Below are 18,933 nucleotides of genomic sequence, written 5' to 3' on the forward strand. Positions count from 1 at the left end.
CCTCGCAATGACGACGAGATAGATTATCCCGTCACGCGCGATGGCGCTGCGACTTGGCCATCGGCATGTTGGCGTTCCAGTGCGTCCAGCTGACGCTGGCGAGGCTGCCCCGGTCCGTTGCCAGCGGACGGCGGGTGCGGCGCTCGTACTCGGCGATGCAGCGGCCGGATTCGCCGATCTTGCGCTGCAATTCGTCGATCGTCATCTGAGTCGCGCGGCCGCAATTGGCCTTGCCGAGCTGATCGGCCTCGATCGCCTTCAACGCCGCACGCAGCTTCTTGAGCTGCGCGCGCTGCCAGGCGATGTGACTGTCGCTGTCTGCTGTCATGTGGCCGCCACCATCTTTGATCGTTGCACGCCGTTGGGAACCTCGATGTCGACTTCCAGCATCGAGACGAACTTGCCGCGATCCATCTTGACCACGACCTTGTCGGGGTCGACGTCGATATGCTTGGAGACCACGCCCAGGATTTCCGAGCGGAGCATCTCCAGAAGGTCCGGCGCGCCGGTCCGGCCGCGCTCATGCGACAGCAGGATCTGCAACCGCTCCCGCGCGACGGGCGCCGATGCAGAGCGGCCGCCGAACAGCCGCAATACGTTCATCATGCCGCCCTCCGTCGCAGCAGCCGGTCCATCAGCCCCTTGCGCTCGACCGGCACGGTCATCTCCACCGCCTCGCCCATCAGGCGCCGCACCGCGTCGGTATAGGCCCGCGCCGGCGCACTGTTCGCAGCGTTCAGCGTGACCGGGCAGCCGACATTGGATGCGCGCAGCACGTCCTGGCTCTCCGGGACGATGCCGAGCAGCGGTGTGGCAAGGATTTCCAGGATATCGTTGATCGACAGCATCTCGCCGCGCGCGGCGCGGCCGGCATCATAACGGGTGACCAAAAGATGCTTCTCGACCCGCTCGCCGCGCTCGGCGCGGGCGGTCTTGGAATCCAGCATGCCGATGATGCGGTCGGAATCGCGCACCGACGACACTTCCGGATTGGTGACGATGATGGCCTCGTCGGCATAGCGCATCGCGAGCGTCGCGCCGCGTTCGATGCCGGCCGGGCTGTCGCACAGGATCCAGTCGAACTTGGTCTTGAGGTCTGCGATCACGCGCTTGACGCCCTCTTCGGTCAGCGCGTCCTTGTCGCGGGTCTGCGACGCCGGCAGCAGCCAGAGATTTTCCATCCGCTTGTCGCGGATCAGGGCTTGCGGCAGCTTGGCGACACCCTGCACCACGTTAATCAGGTCGAACACGACCCGCCGTTCCGCGCCCATCACCAGATCGAGGTTGCGCAAGCCGACGTCGAAATCGATGACGACGACGTTCTGTCCCATTTGCGCGAGCGCCGCGCCAAGCGCGGCGGTTGAGGTCGTCTTGCCGACCCCGCCCTTCCCAGACGTCACGACCAATACCTTGGCCATTCTCTCTCTCCTTGTGGTCGATCAGTTCAAAGCTGTGATGCGCAGCATTTCGCCCTCGAGCCACGCCTGGGCGGGCCGGTTGCGCAAGCCGTCGTCGATTTCATCCGCGGTCTGGTAGTAGCCGTCGATGGCGAGCAGTTCGGCCTCGATCCTCTGGCAGAAGATCCGCGCCGCCGAATTGCCATTGATGCCGGCCATCGCGCGGCCGCGCAGCGTGCCGTAGACATGGATCGAGCCGCCTGCGACGATCTCGGCGCCGGAGCCGACCGAGCCGAGCACGGTGACATCGCCCTCGGCAAACACGATCGATTGGCCGGAACGCACCGGGCTCTCCAGCAGCAGCGACGGCAGCTTGGTCTTGTCCTTGTCCTTGCTTTTTTCCTGCGCCGGCGGCGTCTTCGGCTCGACATGGGTGATCGCGCAGGCGCGGCCGCCGGTCAGAAGCGGCGGCAGGTTGGCGCCGAGCTTCGATTCGTCGACACCCTCGATGCCGAGAATGCGGATGTTGCGTTCAGCGAGGCTGCCGACCAGATGCGCGATCGCGGCCTGGCTGAGGTCGACCGCCGAGAGGTCGAGCACCACAGGCTTGCCGGTGAAGAAGCCCGGCGACTTCCCCAGCGTCGCGTCGATCTCGGCGAGCCAGGACACCACAGGCACGACGGGCGAGAAAACGAACGCAACATAGGAACGGCCGCGCATGCGGACCTGCTGACGTGCCACCTGTTGAGTTGCGTCCATCGCCTCTGACTCGGTTGTCTTGTCGAATGGTTAACAATCGGACCGCATGGTTAACCAAAGGTTAACGGAAGGTGGTGTTTTCACGGATTTGCGAGGGCTGCTCCTCCGGCAAGCGTCGCTGGCTGCGACCTGTTGCCTGAACGCATGATTTGGCACCGGCGGCTCGAATCAACGCCGCGGCGATCGCTCGGCCTGCACCGACGCATCGAACACCGCGCGGCATGACGGGCTGAGCTGCTCGACCTGCGCGGCCATGCAATCCCTGATCCGGCCGCGATCCGGAATGTAGGCGCCGCACAGGCGGACCGCGTCACCCATGCAGGCCTGACGCTGCATGGATTCGTTCGGTCCGGACTGGGCCATGGCGGGCGCGATGGTTGCACCGAGAAGGACGAGGGCAAGACGAAGCTTCATGGATCACTCTCTCACTGGCAGGTTGAAATGTCGGTCGGGATCGGATGTCACGACAGCGGCTTGCGACGGCGGCAGGTGCAGAAGCGTTGCGACCGTCGTGTCGAGCAATTCGGTCCACGCGGTCGCGGGATCGATCTCGGGCGCGAACCGGCCGAGCAGCATCGGAAAGGACGGCGGCTGGTTGAGCGCGGCGTTGAGCAGCGCGAAGAACAGCGCCGGATGGCTGCTGCGGATGATGCCGGCCGCGATGCCGGCCTGAAACAGCTCGCGCGCGCTTTCATAGGCTGGACGCAGCAGCTTTTCTGTCACCAGCGTGGAGCGCTCGGGCGCCTCCGCGCCATGGCGCACCACGAAATTCCGCACCTGCGGATGCGCGGCGTAGAACGTGGCGACGCGAATGATGAGATCACGCAGGCGCTCGCCCAACGATCGATTCATGTCGACGGCGATCGCGTGCACCTCCGCCATCACGGGCATCGCAAGCGCGACGATGCGGTCGAGGCAGGCCTCCCACAGCGCGGCCTTGTTGCCGAAGTGGACGCGCACGAGGTTCGGCGCGACGCCCGCCGCCGCCGCGACGCTGCGCAGGTCGGCACCGTCGAAGCCTTGAGCCGCGAAGGCCTCGGTCGCCGCGATCAGCAGCGCCTGGCGGCCGTCGGGCATGTCCTTGCTGCGGCGTCCCTTGGGCCGGGAGGCCGGCAGCGCGGCGGCAGTCGTTGTTCCGATCATCGCTCACCAAATATGTTCAATCGAACATATAAATTGGCAAACCCACATTTCAAGCTCAGGGCGCGATCTAAAAGCGCATTAAATTCAGATAGATAGCTAAGGTGCCGCGAATGTGAGCGTGGCGGCCAACCGGCAAAGAAAAAGCCGGCGTCAATCGACGCCGGCTTCATGCCGTTGAGCGGATCCGAAAGGGGGCAGCTCAGCTCTTGACGTCAGCAGCCCAGGTCTTCTCGATCTGCTTCACGACGCTGTCGGGCATCGGGATGTAGTCGAGGTCCTCGGCGCTCTTGGCACCCTTGTCGAAGGCGAACTTGAAGAATTTGAGCGCTTCCTTCGAGGCCGCCTTGTCGGTCGCATCCTTGTGCAACAGGATGAACGTCGAAGCGACGATCGGCCAGGACTTGTCGCCCGGCTGGTCGGTCAGGATCAGGTAGTAGCCGGGCGCGTTGGTCCAGTCGGCGTTCGAGGCGGCAGCCTGGAATGCCTCGTTGGTCGGCTGAATGGTCTTGCCGGCCTTGTTGACCAGCGCGGTGTAGGTCAGCTTGTTCTGCTTGGCATAGGCATACTCGACATAGCCGATCGAGTTCTTGGCCTGCGCGATGTTGCCCGCGACGCCTTCGTTGCCCTTGGCGCCGACGCCGACCGGCCATTCGACCGCAGTGCCGGAACCGATCTTGCTCTTCCAGTCCGGGCTGACCTTGCTCAGATAGTCGGTGAAGTTGAAAGTCGTTCCCGAACCGTCGGCGCGATGCACCACCGAGATTGCTTCGGACGGCAGCTTGGCCTTCGGGTTGAGCTTCTTGATCGCGGCGTCATCCCACTTGGTGATCTTGCCGAGGTAAATGTTGGCAAGGGTCGGACCGTCGAGAACCAGATCGCCGGCCTTCACGCCGTCGAGGTTCACCACCGGAACGATCGCGCCCATGATCATCGGCCACTGCGCAAGACCGTCCTTCTGCAGCTGGTCGGACTTCAGCGGCGCGTCGGTAGCACCGAAGGTCACGGTGTTGGCTTCGATCTGCTTGATGCCCGCACCCGAACCGATCGACTGGTAATTCACGCCACTCCCTGAATCCTTCTTGTAGGCGTCGGCCCACTTGGAGAGGACAGGGAAGATAAATGTCGAACCGGCACCGGTGATGTCGGCTGCGAAGCTCGGCGTCGCCATAACCACCAGACTGGCGGCCACGATTGTCTTGACGAATTTCATGTTGATCTCCGTGGAAACGCGAGAGGTCTCGCGCGCTCGATGCGCTCGTAAGCAGCCGCAACGTTTTTTCGGAGGCCCATGACGATGGGATGACAATGGCCGCCAACCTTCGGCCTACGTCAAAAGTTCGAAACGGCAAGGGATACCGCCTGTCGCAGTTCCCTTGGGTTTCACGGAGCGTCGCGGTGAAAGTTATTCCGCCTTGATGTTGGCCGACTTGACGATCGGCCACCATTTCTCGACCTCGGCGGCCTGATGGTCGCGCAGCGCAGCGGGGGTCTGCTTGTCCGGTGACGGGATCTCCTGCCCGAGTTCCGCGAAGCGTTGCCGGACGACGGGCTCGGCGAGCGCCGATATCACCGCCTTCGACAGAACAGACACGATGTCGGCCGGCGTACCCTTCGGCGCCCAGATGCCGTGCCAGTACGCGATATAGAGGCCCGGCAATCCGGCTTCATCGACGGTTGGAATATCGGGAGCCGATGCGAGCCGCGATGATGCGGTCACCGCAAAAGCCTTCACGGTCCCGCTCTTCACCTGCGGCAGCGAGTTGGGGGCCTGATCGAACATGATGTCGATATGCCCGGCCATCAGATCGTTCAGCGCGGGACCGGCGCCGCGATACGGCACGAACGAGAAGTGGGTAGCCGTCAGCTGCTGGAAGAACACGCCCGCGACATGCGCGCCCGAACCCGGGCCAGCGGTGCCGGCGGTCGCCTTGTCGCCATTGGCCTTGAGCCAGACGGTCAGCTCCTTCAGATTCTTCGCCGGCAGATCGGGCCGGCCGATGATGAGCTGCGGTCCGCTCGCGATCAGTGCAATGGGCGCGAATTCGCGCACGTCATATTGCAGCTGATAGATCGCGCCATTGAGGCAATGCGTGCCCCAATGCCCGATCGTGATCGTGGTGCCGTCCGGCGCCGCGCGCGACGCGCGCAGGCCCGCGACCGTGCCGGAGGCGCCGGTGACATTCTCGATGATGACGGGATGGCCGAGCGTATTGCGCATGTATTCGGCGATGATCCTCGCCAGCACATCGGTCGGCCCGCCGGCGGCGAAGGGAACGATCATCGTGATGGGGCGCGCAAGCGTTTCCGCGCGCGCGCCGCGGGAAGCAAGCGGCAGCGTCGCCGCGCCGAGCGCGAGTTGCAGGAATGGCCGGCGAGACATGTTGGACATGCGCGTTCCCCCTCATGCTGTCATAGAGCCGGCAGCGTCGCGCGGTCCAGCGTCAGACGTCAGAGACGCGACGTCCGTGTTTGAACGGCAGGAGCTTGCCGTTGCGCGGTGTCGCTCGGCCAGCGCGCCGCCAAAATTGGGCAAATCCCGCGCCCCCTGGATGCAGCTCGTCCCGACCACGGTCATCGAACTCGCAAGAAAGCGTCATCCCACCGTCAATTGACCGCGACAAGTTGTCGCGGCCAGTGCAGGCGATTCCAGACACACCGAAAATACAGGGGCGAACTCATGAGTGGCTTTCGTGACTATTTCTTGTCAACCGCCGCGATCGCGGCGGCCATGCTGGCTTGCGGCGTCGCCGTCGCGCAAGCGGATGATGACAACGACCATTCGCAGCGACATGGCTACAAGCACGTCCTGCTGATCAGCGTCGACGGCATGCACGCCGTCGATTTGAAGCGCTGGGTCGAAAGCCGCCCCGGCGGCAACTTCGCCCAGCTCACCGGAAAGGGCGTCGTCTATCCGAACGCCTACACCACCGCGCCATCGGACAGCTATCCCGGCATGCTCGCGCAGGTCACGGGCGCCACGCCGAAGGGCGGCGGCCTGTTCTATGACGACAGCTATGATCGCACCGAATATCCGGCCAAGGCCTTCTACACCAGCCAGGGTCTTAACGACCCCGGTTGCGTGAGCCCGGCGGGAACCGAACTCACCAACTTCGAAGCGCTCGACAAGAGCTACAATTATTCCAGCGGGCTGGTCGCCGATTACACCGCCGGCGGCACGCTCGGCCAAGTCTACACGCAGCTCGATCCGGATCACATGCAGCGCAAGCTGGTGAACGGCCAGTGCGTGCCGGTCTATCCCCACGACTACGTGCGCACCAACACGATCTTCGAAGTCATCAAGGAAGCCGGAATGCGCACGGCCTGGTCCGACAAGCATCCAGCCTATGAGGATCTTGCGGGTCCGTCGGGCAAGGGCCTCGACGAGCTGTTCACGCCGGAAATCAATTCGCAGGACACCATCGACGCCGGCGCCCAGCCCGGCGACGACTACACCACGAGCTACACCGGTGTCCGCTCCTACGACTCGCTGAAAGTGAAGGCGGTGTTGAACTGGATCGACGGCTATGACGGCATGCGAGCCCAGCGTCAGCCGGTGCCCGCGATCTTCGGCATGAACTTCCAGGCAGTCAGCGTCGGCCAGAAGCTCGCCAAGGCCGGCCACGCGGATGCCGACAAATCCCTCGTCGGCGGCTATGCCGACGGCAAGGCGACGCCCGGCAACGCGCTCACGCTGCAATTCCAGTTCGTGGACGACGCGCTCGGCAAGTTCGTCAACGAGCTCAAGGCGCAAAACCTCTACGATTCGACGCTGATCATCGTCAGCGCCAAGCACGGCCAGTCGCCGATCGACGTCAAGGACCGCGTGGCGATCTCCGATGCGCTGTACAGCAAGGTGCCCGGTTTCGGCACCAACGGCTTCGAGATTTGCGATGACGAGGCGCTCGTCTGGTTGTCGCCGGAACTGCAGCAGGCGACCAATCCGGCGACCGGCCATCCCTATTACGCAGATGCCAAGGCCTACATTCTCGCCCACGCCGCCGATCTGCATATCCAGAAGCTGCTCGACCGCGACGAACTGACCAAGCTCTACGAGGATCCGTTCCACAACAGCCGGGTGCCGGACTTCATCGCCATCACCGATCATGGCGTCATCTGCACCGGCGGCAGCAAGCTCGCCGAGCATGGCGGCTTCTCCAACGACGATCGCAACGTCCTGCTGCTGCTCTCGTCGCCGCGCATCAAGCATGCGAGGGTCGTCGAGGAGACGGCTTACACCACCCAGATCGCGCCGACGATCCTTCATGCGCTCGACCTCAATCCGCACAGCCTCCAGGCGGTTCGTGACGAAGGTGTCGAGGCCCTGAAGCTGAAGTAAAGCGCAAAGGGAGCAACGCACCGAATGGCTTGCACCGGCACATCGTGACCGGGCGAGCCGAACGGTCTCGCCTGCATATCGGCGCCCCGGGCATGGGGCGCCGATGTCCTCGCGGCGCACCTCGGCAGGCGAACTTCTAGGCGGGAAAGCAGGCCGCGGCCGTCAGCGTGAACGGAGCCAGATTGAGGATCTGGGGAAACTGGAATTGATAGTTCGCGCTCACCTGGCTGCCGCACGCCGCGGCGCTGTAGGTGAACGTCGAGGACGGCAAGCTCAGTCCAAAAGCCTGCTGGGTAGCGTAGGTGGCGATCGCGCTCGGATTGCTGGTCGGGCAAAGCGCGGTATTGACGCTGGCGCATCGCGCCGTGATCGCCACTGCGTGTTGCATTCCGACCTGCGTCCACATCAGCAGCCCGAACTCGATGACGCCGAACAGGAACGCGAAGAAGAGCGGCGCGATCAGGCCGAACTCGAGCGCCGATGCCCCGCTCCGGTCGTGCCAGAATACGCGTTTCACTGCAGCCTCGCTGTCGACTGCGTGCTGATGACATAGCTGTTCGGAACGATCTGATAGTTGATGATGGTCGAATAGCTGCCTTGCGCGGAGACGATGGTGTACGTACCCGCCGTGCCGCCTCCAGGACAGGTTCCGCCGCAGGTCATGCTGCTGACGCCCGAGTTGGTCGCACACCCGCAAAACTTGATCGGAACAGGCGAGGCGTTGATCGCATTGGAATTCGTCGCGGCCGTCACGGCGGTCGAAATCGCATTGGCGTCGAACCCGTGCGCGATGGCATATTCGACGCCTGCTTGCGACGAGCCCTCCACCTGCATCTTGCGGTAGATCGCAAGGCCGATGTCGGTCACAGAAACCACCATCAGCGAAAGCAGCGGGACCAGGACGCCGAATTCGATCGCCGCGACACCGCGTGTGTCATTTCCGAATCTACGTCGGAAAAATATGCGACGCCGCTGAGAACGGCGCTCACCACCTGTCGTGTCCGTTTTCATCTCATCACTCCCGCTTACTCGACAAGCTGCGCTGTCGCCGTACCGATGGCATTGCCGCCCATCGCAGCGCAATTGACCTGGACATTGGAATTTCCGACGATCGAGACCGTGTCGGCGATGATTTGCGTACATGTCGTGCTCGTGCCGTTGCCGCCACTGAAGCTCAGCGCCCCTTTCGGCAGGTAGACCGCTCCCTGCAGATTTTGCGTACCGCCGCCCGTCAAGCTGAAGCTGGTGCCGACCGGCATCTTCCGGTCGCCATAGATCGCGATTCCAGCGGTCGTTCCGCTCGTCGGCGCCGTGAGGCTGACATTGGCGTTGCTTCCGATCGTCGCCGAGCCCCAGTTGCCGCTCGAGCCGGTAAACACCAGAGTGACGCCCGTTCCCGTGATCGTAGCGTTGCCGGCCACCGACAGGTTCGCGCCGTTGAAATAGTAAATCCCGGGATTGAATGTCAGCGTGGCACCCGCGGCCACCGAGATGTCACCGCAATAGCTGCCCGGACTGAGGGTCGTCGTCCCCTTCACGTTGAACTTGTTCGAGTAGTCGCACCATGTCGGCATCGTGGGCGTGACGTTGGCATAGGGATCGGCGATCGCCCTGATGCCGGTCCGAACACCATTGGTCGCCGTGATGCTGCTCGCGCCGGAAACCCCGCCGACGATCCCGACCATGGCCGCGGATATCGTGGCCGACCCGCTGACATTGAGTGCCGTGCTACCGTTGGAGTTGTCATAGAGGTTGCAATTGATCAGGTTGAGCTGGGTGCTGCCCTTCACCGTCACGGCAGGATTGGCGGTCGGGTCGAGCGCCAGCACGCAGCCCGTTCCGACATTGCCCAGTGCGACGGCACGGGCCGTGACCGGCACCGCTCCGGAGCCAAACAACGCCGACATTAGCCGCGCTTGCGGCTGGGTGATGATGACTTCGACCGCCTGGGAGCTGGAAGTGAAGCTTCCCGTGGAAGGCGGCTGGTTCACAGTGACGGTGACGTTGCCGATCCCGTTCGCGTAGCCATAGAACGTCGTAATGGCGTTGGCCTCGGTCGCGAAATTGGTACCGGCGGTGGCTGCACTGACAGCCGCCGAGTCGGCCGCACTCAGCATGTTCTTATGCTTGTAGAACCACCACGCGACCTCGGTACCGAGTCCTGCGGTTCCGACCAGGACTGGCATCAGCAAGGCGATGATAATTGCGTAGCTGCCGGACTGGTCGCGCGCAAAGCGCTTCAGAAGACCGTCCGGGCACGCTCGGCACTCATCCGGTGCCGACCTCATTTGCGAGGATATTCCAACTTCCGCCTTCCAAGTGATGAAGGCTGTCATGTTGTCCTCACGCCGCTTGTGGCAAGGTTCCCCGATTCCTACAGCGTGAAAATTTAATGTCAGTTCTGCGCGATCGACGAAAAACGGACATGGCTCTTAACACTCCTTTAGCCAATCCGGGCTTGCCGATTGAGCGTGCGGCGACGGCGGCGGCCTAAGCCACCATCGTCGTTGCCATGCAACACACTGTCATCGCCCGGCTCGACCGGGCGATCCAGTATCCCAGAGGCGCTTGTGCTTGAGCGGAGAGGCCGCGGGGTACTGGATCAGCCGCATTCGCGAAAGCGGGTGATGACAATCCTCTGTCGTGCCGCAGCAAGCGTCACCGGAAAAGACGGCTGCGTGCAGCTTCGACCCGCGTTCAGAAGCCGAACTTCGCCCGCAGCATGGGGCCAAGGAGATTCGAGTAATCGTCCGTCCAGAGTGCACTGGCCGGATCCGGCGACATGGCGGCCCAATGCCGGGCCGCCTCGCCGACATCGTCAGACGTGCGCGCAAGCATCACCACCCGGGACGCCGTCCTGAGCGTGGTCATCACGTCGCCGGCGGGATGCGCTTCCTTGAAGAGTGCGGTCAACCCCTGGGACTGCGCGACATTCGCCATGATCGGCGCGAGATCGAGATGCCGGTTGGAGATATGCACGAGGATGATCCCGTGCGGCGCCAGTTTCGACACATAGCCAGCGATCGCTTCACGCGTCAGCAGGTGGACCGGAATGCTGTCGGACGAGAAGGCGTCCAGGACGATCAGGTCGTAGCGATCGAGTGAAGCCTGCAGTGTGAGACGCGCATCGCCGAGCACGAGGCCGGCCTTCGGCGCGCAGCGCGACAGGAACGTGAAGAAGGTTGGATTGCTCGCGATCCGGATCACCTCGGGATCGATCTCGAAGAAGGTCCAGTTCTCTGCGCCGCGACGGAGGCAGGCGAGCGTGCCGGTGCCGAGACCGACGACCGCAACCCGTCCAAAGCCACTCTGGGCGCTGCGTGCCGCCGCAACCCCTTCGGCCAGCGGGCTGCCCGGATAGTAGTAGCTCTGAGGCTGAGGCGCTCCCTCGACCGGAGTACCGTCGTCGTTCCGCAACCGCTCTGCGCCATGCATCGTATTGCCGTGGAACAGCAGCCGCGCGCGGCCATCCGCGAGGTCGACCACGGTATGGACCCCGAAGAAGCTGCGTGCGGTCTCGATCGGGGCCATGCCGGGACGCCAGAACGTCGTCAGCATCAGGCCGGTGACCGCCAATCCGGCGAATGTCACCGGCCGCTGCCGCAGAAACAGCATGCAGGCTGTGAGCAGGATCAACAGGCCCTTGAACGGCAACTCGACGGAGGCCGGGAGCTGCAGCTGGGTCACGTACCAGACCATGGCAAGCGCGATCGCCACTGCCAGCCATGGCGACGCCTTGATCAGCGCCTGGCGCGCACCGCCCGCGAACATGCCGGGCAGCGCCAGCAATGCGAGCGCGATCAGGATCGGATACTCGTAGTTGCCGGAAAAAATCTGCGGCGCCAGCAGTCCCGCGAAGGCGCCGCCCAGCACTCCGCCGAACGAGGTGCACAGGAAGAACTCCGTCAGGCGTTGCGGGTGCGGACGCCGGGCATAGAGCTCGCCATGACAGAGCAGCGCCAACAGCGTGAACACGACGAGGTGGAGCACGATCGTCGTGAACCAGAACACCTTGGCGCCAACCAGACTGATCGCAAGGGGCGCCACGGCGAACGGAACCAGGCGCACCACGGTCGCGTGGCTGATCCACGGCCGATCGCGGAACACGACAACGAAGGTGAACAGATAGAGCGCCAGCGGAATGACCCAGAGAAAGGGCGCTGCCGCAACGTCGGTCGTCAGATACGCGGTCACCGCGATGACGAGCCCCGATGGAACGGCCGCAAGCGCGATCCACAGCAGCCTGTCGGCCACGCTGATGATCGATGTCTCCGGCGACGGTGTCACGCTCACGGTGCCATCGCCTCGTCCGAGCACGAAGGCAACCGCCGTGACGAGCAGCGCCAGGACCGCAAAGCCGACCGACCAGATACTCGCCTGCATATTCAGCGCCAGCAGTGGCTCGACAACGACAGGATAGGCAAACAGAGCCGCGAACGAGCCAAGATTCGACGCGGCATAGAGCACATAGGGATTGTCGGCATCACGATGGCCGCTTGCAGCGAACCAACTCTGCAGCAACGGGGCGCTGGCCGACAACGCGAAGAACGGCAGGCCGATTGACGCGGCGAACAGCCCGAACAGCCAGAGCGCGGTTCCATCTGCGGGTGGCGCACCCCAATTGGGCGCGATCGCGATCGGCAAGGTCATGGCCGTGACGGCGAGCAGGAGCAGGTGGACGAGCCCCGCGCGCTGCGGCCCGAACAACCGGCCGAGCAGATGTGCATAAGCATAGCCGGCGAGCAGGACGGCTTGGAAGAACACCATCGCCACCGACCAGACCGAAGGCGCGCCACCGAGCTTCGGCAGCACCATTTTTGCAAACATCGGCTGAATCAGGAACAGCAGCAGCGCGGATACGAACAGCGTCGCGACGCTGAGGACCGGCAGCAGGCGCGTATCATCGGCGGAACGCGATACCTCTGGAAGCGTGGAATCCGGCGCGTTCTCAAAAAGTGACATTCGTTGGCCCCTGCAATCTTTGCTTGCAAGGTAGTTAGCCACGCCTAAACAAGGGTTAATCGCAGTTCAGGGAGCGCGTATCGGCGGCGGAGAAAGGGCTCGGCAATCTCGTTGAAAGACAACGCAATTGTCGAGCTGCCGGGAACCCACCAACTGGGCCATTGCCGGAAATGCAGTTTTGCCTACCGGCAGGATCCTCTTGCCGATGGCCGTTCATTTCTTGTCCAGCGTCCCTTCAACGCCGGAGCCAAATCGCACCCAGTTCTGCCCGTCGAACTTCTGCAATTGCATTCGCTCGATCGGGTAGTGGTCGCTTGGCGACGTCGTCAACGCAATATCCGGAAGCAGCATGTCGAGGTGAGCTCCGTTCAGAGCCTCGGCCTGCCTCATGACGTTGGCGCGCGTCAGGTCATCCCCGCATTGCTTGAGCACGTCAACCAGGGCCTGCGCGGCGTTGTATCCATAGACCACGTAAGAGTTGTCTTGGTCCTCGCCCGGCATGTGTTTCGCCACGAAATCGGAGAATTTCTTCAAGCCGGGGTCATCCTTCCAGGCCGCATCCGCGGGGTCCTTGCTGTAACCTGCGGTGATGATGTCCCTGGCGTTCTCGAGGCCGGCAGGCTTCAGGACGGCGCTGATCGACTGCGAGTTTCCATGCAGGATCTGCACGGGCTTCCAGCCGATCTCTGCCGCCTTCTTGATGGCTTGGGCCGCGAATTTCGCGGAGCCGAAATTGACGAAGATGTTCGCGCCCGAGAATTTCAGCTTCACAAGCTCGGAATCGATCGTCGGCGCGCTTGTCTCGTAGGTGACCTCGGCGACGATGTTGCCGGCCGCTTCGCCCAAACCGTCTTTCAACCCCTTGATGTTGTCCCGTCCGAAGTCGTCATTGGACGACAGAACGGCAATCTTTCCGTCGGGATAGTTTTCGCGCAGGTATTTTCCGTAGATGCGCGTTTCGCTCTGGTAGCTCGGCTGGAAGCCCATCGACCAGGGATATGCCTTGTGATCACCGAAGACGGTTGCGCCGGCCGCGATAAACAGCTGCGGCACCTTCCTGGCGTTGACATATTTGATGACCGACATGGTGGTCGGCGTACCGAGCTGATTGAAGAGCAGCAGCACCTCGTCGCTCTCGATCAACTTGCGGGTCTGCTCCACGGTCTTCGGGGGACTATAGGCATCATCATAGGAGATGAACTCGATCTTGCGGCCGTTCACCCCGCCTTGATCGTTGATCATCTTGAAGTAGGCGGCTTCCGTTCTGGCGATGATGCCATTCGAGGAGAGCGGCCCGCTATAGGGAGCCGTGTTGCCGATCCTGATCGCTGTATCGGATGCGCCGGTATCGTAGCGCTTCTCCTCGTGAGCCGAACCTTGCGCCGCAACGGCCAGGCCGGAGAGGATCGTCAGCGCGACACCCAAACAAGCGGATCTCGCCTCGCGCGCGTGCCGTGGCATCTCTTTCCTCGCGATTTGATTTTCGATCGGCAAGCGGCCGGGCGCTACGCCGTCTTCAGGTCGAACTCGAAGCGGGTTCCCCACGTCGTCAGCTGATCGATCGTCCACACGCGAGGACGTTGGGGAAATGCCTCGTGCCACGGCCGCGGCTCGAAAATATTGAGTTCTGGAACGAGCACGTCCATGTCGGAGTAGAGCTCGATCAGAAAGCGACTGGGGTCGTAGTGGTAGGAAGCAAGGTTGTGGCCCGCGGTGTGCCGCGACGGGCCCCAGAGCATCGGATGTCCTGTCGTCGCCAGAAAATCCGCGGCATCGTGATGCGCGGCGCGGCTGCGCAGCTCAAAGGCGAGGTGATGAACGCGCGCCTCCGGTGCCGCGATGATATTGAGCACGTGATGATCGCGGTTGCAGGTCAGGAACGTGGCTATTCCCTCGAACCAATCGGTCGCATGAAACCCGATCGCCGAACAGAATTTGATGAGCTTGTCGGCCTCCGGCGCCATCAGGGCGACATGTCCGAGGCGCGTCGGGACGACGCCCGAGGTGCGGAAGCCGGGGCCGGGCATGGCCATCTCCGGCACGAGGTGGAGCATGTGCCCAGCAACGACGACCTCCACCAACTCCGGAACGCCCGGCCGCGCGTCGCTCTTCCTTTCCGCAGATAGTCCGAGATCGCGCAGTGAGCGGATCGTCTCGTCGACCGCCTCTTGGCCGATCCTCAGGCCAAGCGCAGTGAGGCGTTTATCGGACGCCGGCTTGATCGTGATGTTGTGGTGATCGACACCGAGGCTGAAATAGGTACGGCCGTCGGAGCCGCGCTCGGTCACAGTTGCGCCGATCACTTGATCATAATAGGCGAGCTCCTGTTCTGCGGCATGCGTATCGAGATCGACATAGGCGATTTGAAAAGCGCAGGTCATATTTTTTCCTCCAGCGTCGTCGCGACGGCTTCTGCGTCGTAGCCATAAAGTCTGTTCATTGCCTCAGGGCTGCCGCGCACGCCTCGCGTGGCGAGGACGAGATCCCTCTCGACCTGCTGCGGTCCATCCGGCATATGGAAGCTCACGGAATTGGCGCGAGATCTTTCCTGCACCTCGGTTGCACGCGGCTTGCGCAACGTGACGTAAGCCCGGAACGCAGACGGAATGTCGAAGGCGGTGTGTTTCAGGCAGGCCGCCAGTGCCGCGCCGTCCTCGATGGCCTGTGCGGCACCTTGTGCCATGAACGGCAGCATGGGATGACACGCGTCCCCGAGGAGCGCGACACGCCCTCGCGTCCATTCCGGGAATGGATTGCGATCGAACAGCGCCCACTTGAACGTCTCATCGACCGCGTTGAGAATTGTCGCAATCTGCGGGTGCCACCCTTCATAGATCTTGACGGCATCGGAGATCGAACCGCGGTCGGACCACTGCTCCCGCGTCCAGGTCGCCGCTTCGCTCACCGCGACAAAATTCAGGAAGCGACCAGCGGCGACGAAGTAGTGGACGAAATGTCCGCCCGGCCCCACCCAGTTCGTGACGTCAAGCGGCAGGCCGAGATGCGCGACGCGTTCCACAGGCGCGAGCCCGCGGTACGCGATCTGCCCCGAGAACCTCGGCTTCTCCTCGCCGAACAGACACTCGCGAACCCTGGAGTGGATGCCGTCGGCCCCGATCAGGAGATCGCCGCGCGCGGACGTGCCATCCTCAAAATGCGCGGTCACGCCGCTGTCGTCTTGGTCGACATTGATCAGACGCCGTCCGAGCTTGATTTCCTTGGGACCGAACGCGTCCGCCAGAACGGCGATGAGGTCCGCCCGGTGGAAATGGTAGTAGGGCGAACCGTAACGGTGCTCGAGGGCATCGCCCAATTCCTCGCGCCCCAGGACCCGGCCTTCCTGCCAGCGACGAAATACCACCGCGGCAGGGCGAACGGCTGCGCGCGCCATGGCGTCGCCAAGCCCGTAGCGGCGAAGCAACCGGGAGGCGTTGGGGCTGATCTGGATGCCGGCGCCGACCTCGCGTTGCGCCATCGTCTGCTCGAACAGGGAAACGTCGAGACCAGCGCGGCGCAGCGCAATGGCAGCGGCCGTGCCCCCGATGCCGGCGCCGATCACGAGGGCATGCAGCGGCCGCTTCACCGCTCGCCTCCCCAACCGAGAGTCGTCGCGAGGATCGCGTCTGCATTGGGTGCCTTGCCGCCCGTTCCGCGCCACGCGATGTGATGGTCGGGGCGCACGAGCAGCATGTCGCGACCATAGACACCCTTCAGATCGGGCTCGTCGAGTTGCAGGATCGACAGCGGAATCCGCCGTCGCGCCGCAGCGTCGACGAAGGGCGACAGGTCGGCGCCGCGGAAATCGATCAGCGTGAAATACTGACCCAGCCGATCGTAGAGCGCCGTCCCGTCCTTCAGGAACGTGCTGGGCAGGCGGGCACCGGGCGTGGTCGTCGGCTTGTAGACGACCGGATCGAACGGAAATGCAGTGGTCGCGCCATCGGCGACGATCGGCGATCCCTCGTAGACAAAGCCATGCTCGATCCCGAAACATTCGTTCTCTGCGTTGCCGAGCCTGGCAAGCTCCGCGCCGACTTCGGCGCGACGCACCGGATTTTCGCTGTTGTCGCCTTCGAGCAGGTTTCCGTAGGCTTCGGCAATCTGCATTCGCACTTGCATGTGGCGGCCGGACGCGTCGCGATTTCGTGCGGCCACGGGGCGCCGCTCGACTTCGTATGAAGCGAGCAGGCCGGGCCCGCCGAAGCCTTGCAGCGTCGCAGCCAGTTTCCAGCCGAGGTCGATGGCGTCGCCGACCCCGGAGTTCATCCCGTAGCCGCCGGTCGGGATGAACTGATGCGCGGAGTCGCCTGCGAGAAGGACCCGTCCCTTGCCATAGGATTCGGCGACCACGAGATGAGGTGTCCAGGCGTTCGCGACCAGAATCTCGAACGCAAACGGCCGGCCGGCATAGGCCTCGACCAGCGCGCGTGGATCGAGCTTGGTCGAGTCCTGGCCGGGAAGCACGGGAACATGCACCGTCCAGATATCATCATCGTTCTGGGCAATCATGGTTCCGAGCGGCGATTGGTAGTGCCAGGCGACACCCCAGCGCTGCAACAGGTCGCGCTCCGTCGATCGAAAGTGGATCATGTAGAGCTCGCCGACGCGCGACTGCCCCTCCAGCCCGATCCCCAATCCCGCGCGAACGCGGCTGGAGCCGCCGTCGCAACCGATGAGATACTGACAGCTGACCTGCTCTTGCGCGCCACTCCCCTGCTCCCGCAATGTCGCAACGACGCCATCGTCCTTCGCTTCAAAGCTTTCAAAGGCGACGCCGAACCGCACCTCGACTTCCGGACGGGCGTCGATGGCCTTCTTCAGAACAGGTTCGATCTCGACCTGCGAAACGCGCATCGGCGGTTCGAGCGGCTGGGTGCCGTCGTTCCTGGTTCGGCTGTGCTTTCGAAACGCGCTCGGGCTCATGTAGCGGAAGCGATACAGCTCATATCCAGCAAGACTCGTGATCCAGGAGACGTCGAAGGGATGATCTTCCGCTACCGCGACCTTTCGCAACGCGTCCGACAGGCCGAACCGGCGGAACAGCTCCATGCTGCGGCTATTGGTGATGTCCATCTTCGGATGACGGGTCGTCGTCGCATTCCGCTCGACCAGCATGGAGCGAATGCCGAAATGGGCCAACACATTCGCAAGCGTCATCCCGACGGGACCGCCACCTGCAATCAAAACCGGAACCGATTTCATTCTTTCCTCCCATAAGGACCGGCGGCGGATTATTTTGTGTTGCCGCTTCCGCACCACGCCAGATCAAGATCTGGCCTGATCGACTCCCTCAAGTCCGGGCACTGTGCGTATCGACCTCGGCCAAGCTTTCATCCTCCTGGCGATCGATACGACGTCCGTTCGCGGCCGCGCGCAGCGACGCCGGCGAAGGTCAGGCAGCTGCGCGTACCGCATCATCGCCCTCTTGCACGATCGGATTGCGGAGGATCCCCAATCCCTCGATCTCGATCTCGCACACGTCGCCGGGCTTCATGTAGAGAGGCGGCTTGCGGGCTGCGCCAACGCCGGACGGCGTGCCGGTCACGATCAGATCTCCCGGATACAACGTTATACCCTCGCTGATCAGCGCGACCAACGTTGCGACATCGAAGATGAGATGGGAGGTCGACGTCTTCTGCATCACCGTGCCGTTCAACCGCGTCTCGAGCGTCAGGCCACCGGCACCGGGCGGAAGTTCGTCGGCCGTCACGAGCGCGGGTCCGAACGCACCAGTCCCGTCGAAGTTCTTGCCCATGGTCCATTGCGGCGTCCGGAACTGATAATCCCGGATCGTGCCGTCATTGAAGATCGAATAGCCGGCGACATGATCGAGCGCCGCAGACTGAGGGATATGGCGACCGCCCCGCCCGATGACTGCGACAAGCTCGCCCTCATAGTCGAGCGCTGCCGAGACCTTCGGCCGCACGATCGGCGCACCGTGCCCAATGAGGCTCGACGAGAACCGGCCGAACAGCGTGGGGTAGTCAGGTTGCTGGATGCTGCTTTCGGCGGTGTGGTCCGCGTAGTTCAATCCAACACAGATGATCTTGCCGGGTGAGGACAGCGGAGGAAGGAAAGTCACGGCTTCCGGATCGAGCGGCTCGCCCGTGAGGAGAGCCGCCGCGAGATCCTTCAGTCCGTCATGCCCGCTAGCGACGGCGCGCTCGAGCCGGCCATGCGCTGCGCCGTCATCAAGTCCCCGATATCGACCGGCCGGATCGGCCACGGCGAGGCCACGCCTCGCGTTTCTTTCGTAAGCGATGAACCGCATGGGGTGTTTCCTCCGTGTTCGTCTCCTCTAGCACATAAAATGCACTTTGCAAATAAAAATGCATT

The 18,933-nt window shown here is 63.2% G+C and carries 18 protein-coding genes; 1 reads left to right on the plus strand and 17 read right to left on the minus strand.

Annotation, left to right across the window (positions count from 1 at the left end):
• Positions 1-31 precede the first annotated feature (31 nt).
• The 8 genes from Q0030_RS23530 to Q0030_RS23565 all read right to left on the minus strand — a co-directional run bounded on the left by Q0030_RS23530 (position 32) and on the right by Q0030_RS23565 (position 5,679).
• Positions 32-328, minus strand: coding sequence for a hypothetical protein (locus Q0030_RS23530; protein ID WP_298372157.1), 297 nt, complete (start codon positions 326-328; stop codon positions 32-34).
• Entirely contained in the window at positions 325-603 is a 279-nt protein-coding gene (minE, locus tag Q0030_RS23535; RefSeq protein WP_298372456.1) for a cell division topological specificity factor MinE, read from the minus strand. Before minE ends, Q0030_RS23530 begins: the two co-directional genes overlap by 4 nt.
• The gene (gene minD, locus Q0030_RS23540; protein WP_298372160.1) at positions 603-1,418 is read right to left on the minus strand and encodes a septum site-determining protein MinD; all 816 of its coding nucleotides are present in this window, start codon (positions 1,416-1,418) and stop codon (positions 603-605) included. The genes minE and minD overlap by 1 nt, the downstream gene beginning before the upstream one ends.
• Positions 1,419-1,439: 21 nt before the next feature.
• The gene (gene minC / locus Q0030_RS23545) at positions 1,440-2,156 is read right to left on the minus strand and encodes a septum site-determining protein MinC (RefSeq protein WP_298372163.1); all 717 of its coding nucleotides are present in this window, start codon (positions 2,154-2,156) and stop codon (positions 1,440-1,442) included.
• Between the two features lie 168 nt (positions 2,157-2,324).
• Positions 2,325-2,570, minus strand: a complete 246-nt coding sequence (locus tag Q0030_RS23550; RefSeq protein ID WP_298372166.1) for a hypothetical protein — start codon at positions 2,568-2,570, stop codon at positions 2,325-2,327.
• 3 nt (positions 2,571-2,573) lie between these two features.
• Complete coding sequence (locus tag Q0030_RS23555) at positions 2,574-3,299, minus strand: TetR/AcrR family transcriptional regulator (protein WP_298372168.1); 726 nt, start codon at positions 3,297-3,299, stop codon at positions 2,574-2,576.
• Between the two features lie 199 nt (positions 3,300-3,498).
• Complete coding sequence (pstS, locus tag Q0030_RS23560) at positions 3,499-4,509, minus strand: phosphate ABC transporter substrate-binding protein PstS (RefSeq protein WP_298372170.1); 1,011 nt, start codon at positions 4,507-4,509, stop codon at positions 3,499-3,501.
• 192 nt (positions 4,510-4,701) lie between these two features.
• Complete coding sequence (locus Q0030_RS23565; RefSeq protein ID WP_298372458.1) at positions 4,702-5,679, minus strand: tripartite tricarboxylate transporter substrate-binding protein; 978 nt, start codon at positions 5,677-5,679, stop codon at positions 4,702-4,704.
• Positions 5,680-5,976: 297 nt separating this feature from the next.
• Here Q0030_RS23565 and Q0030_RS23570 point away from each other — a divergent pair, with 297 nt between their 5' ends.
• The gene (locus tag Q0030_RS23570; protein WP_298372172.1) at positions 5,977-7,635 is read left to right on the plus strand and encodes an alkaline phosphatase family protein; all 1,659 of its coding nucleotides are present in this window, start codon (positions 5,977-5,979) and stop codon (positions 7,633-7,635) included.
• A 136-nt stretch (positions 7,636-7,771) separates the two neighbouring features.
• Here the strand turns inward: Q0030_RS23570 and Q0030_RS23575 are convergent, their stop codons facing one another.
• The 9 genes from Q0030_RS23575 to Q0030_RS23615 all read right to left on the minus strand — a co-directional run bounded on the left by Q0030_RS23575 (position 7,772) and on the right by Q0030_RS23615 (position 18,868).
• Positions 7,772-8,152, minus strand: a complete 381-nt coding sequence (locus Q0030_RS23575; RefSeq protein WP_298372175.1) for a TadE/TadG family type IV pilus assembly protein — start codon at positions 8,150-8,152, stop codon at positions 7,772-7,774.
• Positions 8,149-8,598, minus strand: coding sequence for a TadE/TadG family type IV pilus assembly protein (locus Q0030_RS23580; protein WP_298372460.1), 450 nt, complete (start codon positions 8,596-8,598; stop codon positions 8,149-8,151). The genes Q0030_RS23575 and Q0030_RS23580 overlap by 4 nt, the downstream gene beginning before the upstream one ends.
• 62 nt (positions 8,599-8,660) lie before the next feature.
• Positions 8,661-9,923: a pilus assembly protein TadG-related protein gene (locus Q0030_RS23585; protein WP_298372178.1), complete on the minus strand. Its 1,263-nt coding sequence runs from the start codon at positions 9,921-9,923 to the stop codon at positions 8,661-8,663.
• A 409-nt stretch (positions 9,924-10,332) separates the two neighbouring features.
• A complete protein-coding gene (locus Q0030_RS23590) occupies positions 10,333-12,597 on the minus strand; it encodes a fused MFS/spermidine synthase (RefSeq protein WP_298372181.1) in 2,265 nt (754 codons plus the stop codon).
• Between the two features lie 213 nt (positions 12,598-12,810).
• A complete protein-coding gene (locus Q0030_RS23595; protein WP_298372184.1) occupies positions 12,811-14,058 on the minus strand; it encodes an ABC transporter substrate-binding protein in 1,248 nt (415 codons plus the stop codon).
• A 44-nt stretch (positions 14,059-14,102) separates the two neighbouring features.
• Positions 14,103-14,885: a VOC family protein gene (locus tag Q0030_RS23600; RefSeq protein WP_298372187.1), complete on the minus strand. Its 783-nt coding sequence runs from the start codon at positions 14,883-14,885 to the stop codon at positions 14,103-14,105.
• Between the two features lie 89 nt (positions 14,886-14,974).
• Entirely contained in the window at positions 14,975-16,180 is a 1,206-nt protein-coding gene (locus Q0030_RS23605; RefSeq protein WP_298372190.1) for an FAD-dependent monooxygenase, read from the minus strand.
• The gene (locus tag Q0030_RS23610; protein WP_298372193.1) at positions 16,177-17,799 is read right to left on the minus strand and encodes an FAD-dependent monooxygenase; all 1,623 of its coding nucleotides are present in this window, start codon (positions 17,797-17,799) and stop codon (positions 16,177-16,179) included. Before Q0030_RS23610 ends, Q0030_RS23605 begins: the two co-directional genes overlap by 4 nt.
• 190 nt (positions 17,800-17,989) lie before the next feature.
• The gene (locus Q0030_RS23615; protein ID WP_298372197.1) at positions 17,990-18,868 is read right to left on the minus strand and encodes a fumarylacetoacetate hydrolase family protein; all 879 of its coding nucleotides are present in this window, start codon (positions 18,866-18,868) and stop codon (positions 17,990-17,992) included.
• Positions 18,869-18,933: the final 65 nt, after the last annotated feature.

This window comes from uncultured Bradyrhizobium sp. (assembly GCF_947648125.1).
Lineage (GTDB): Bacteria > Pseudomonadota > Alphaproteobacteria > Rhizobiales > Xanthobacteraceae > Bradyrhizobium.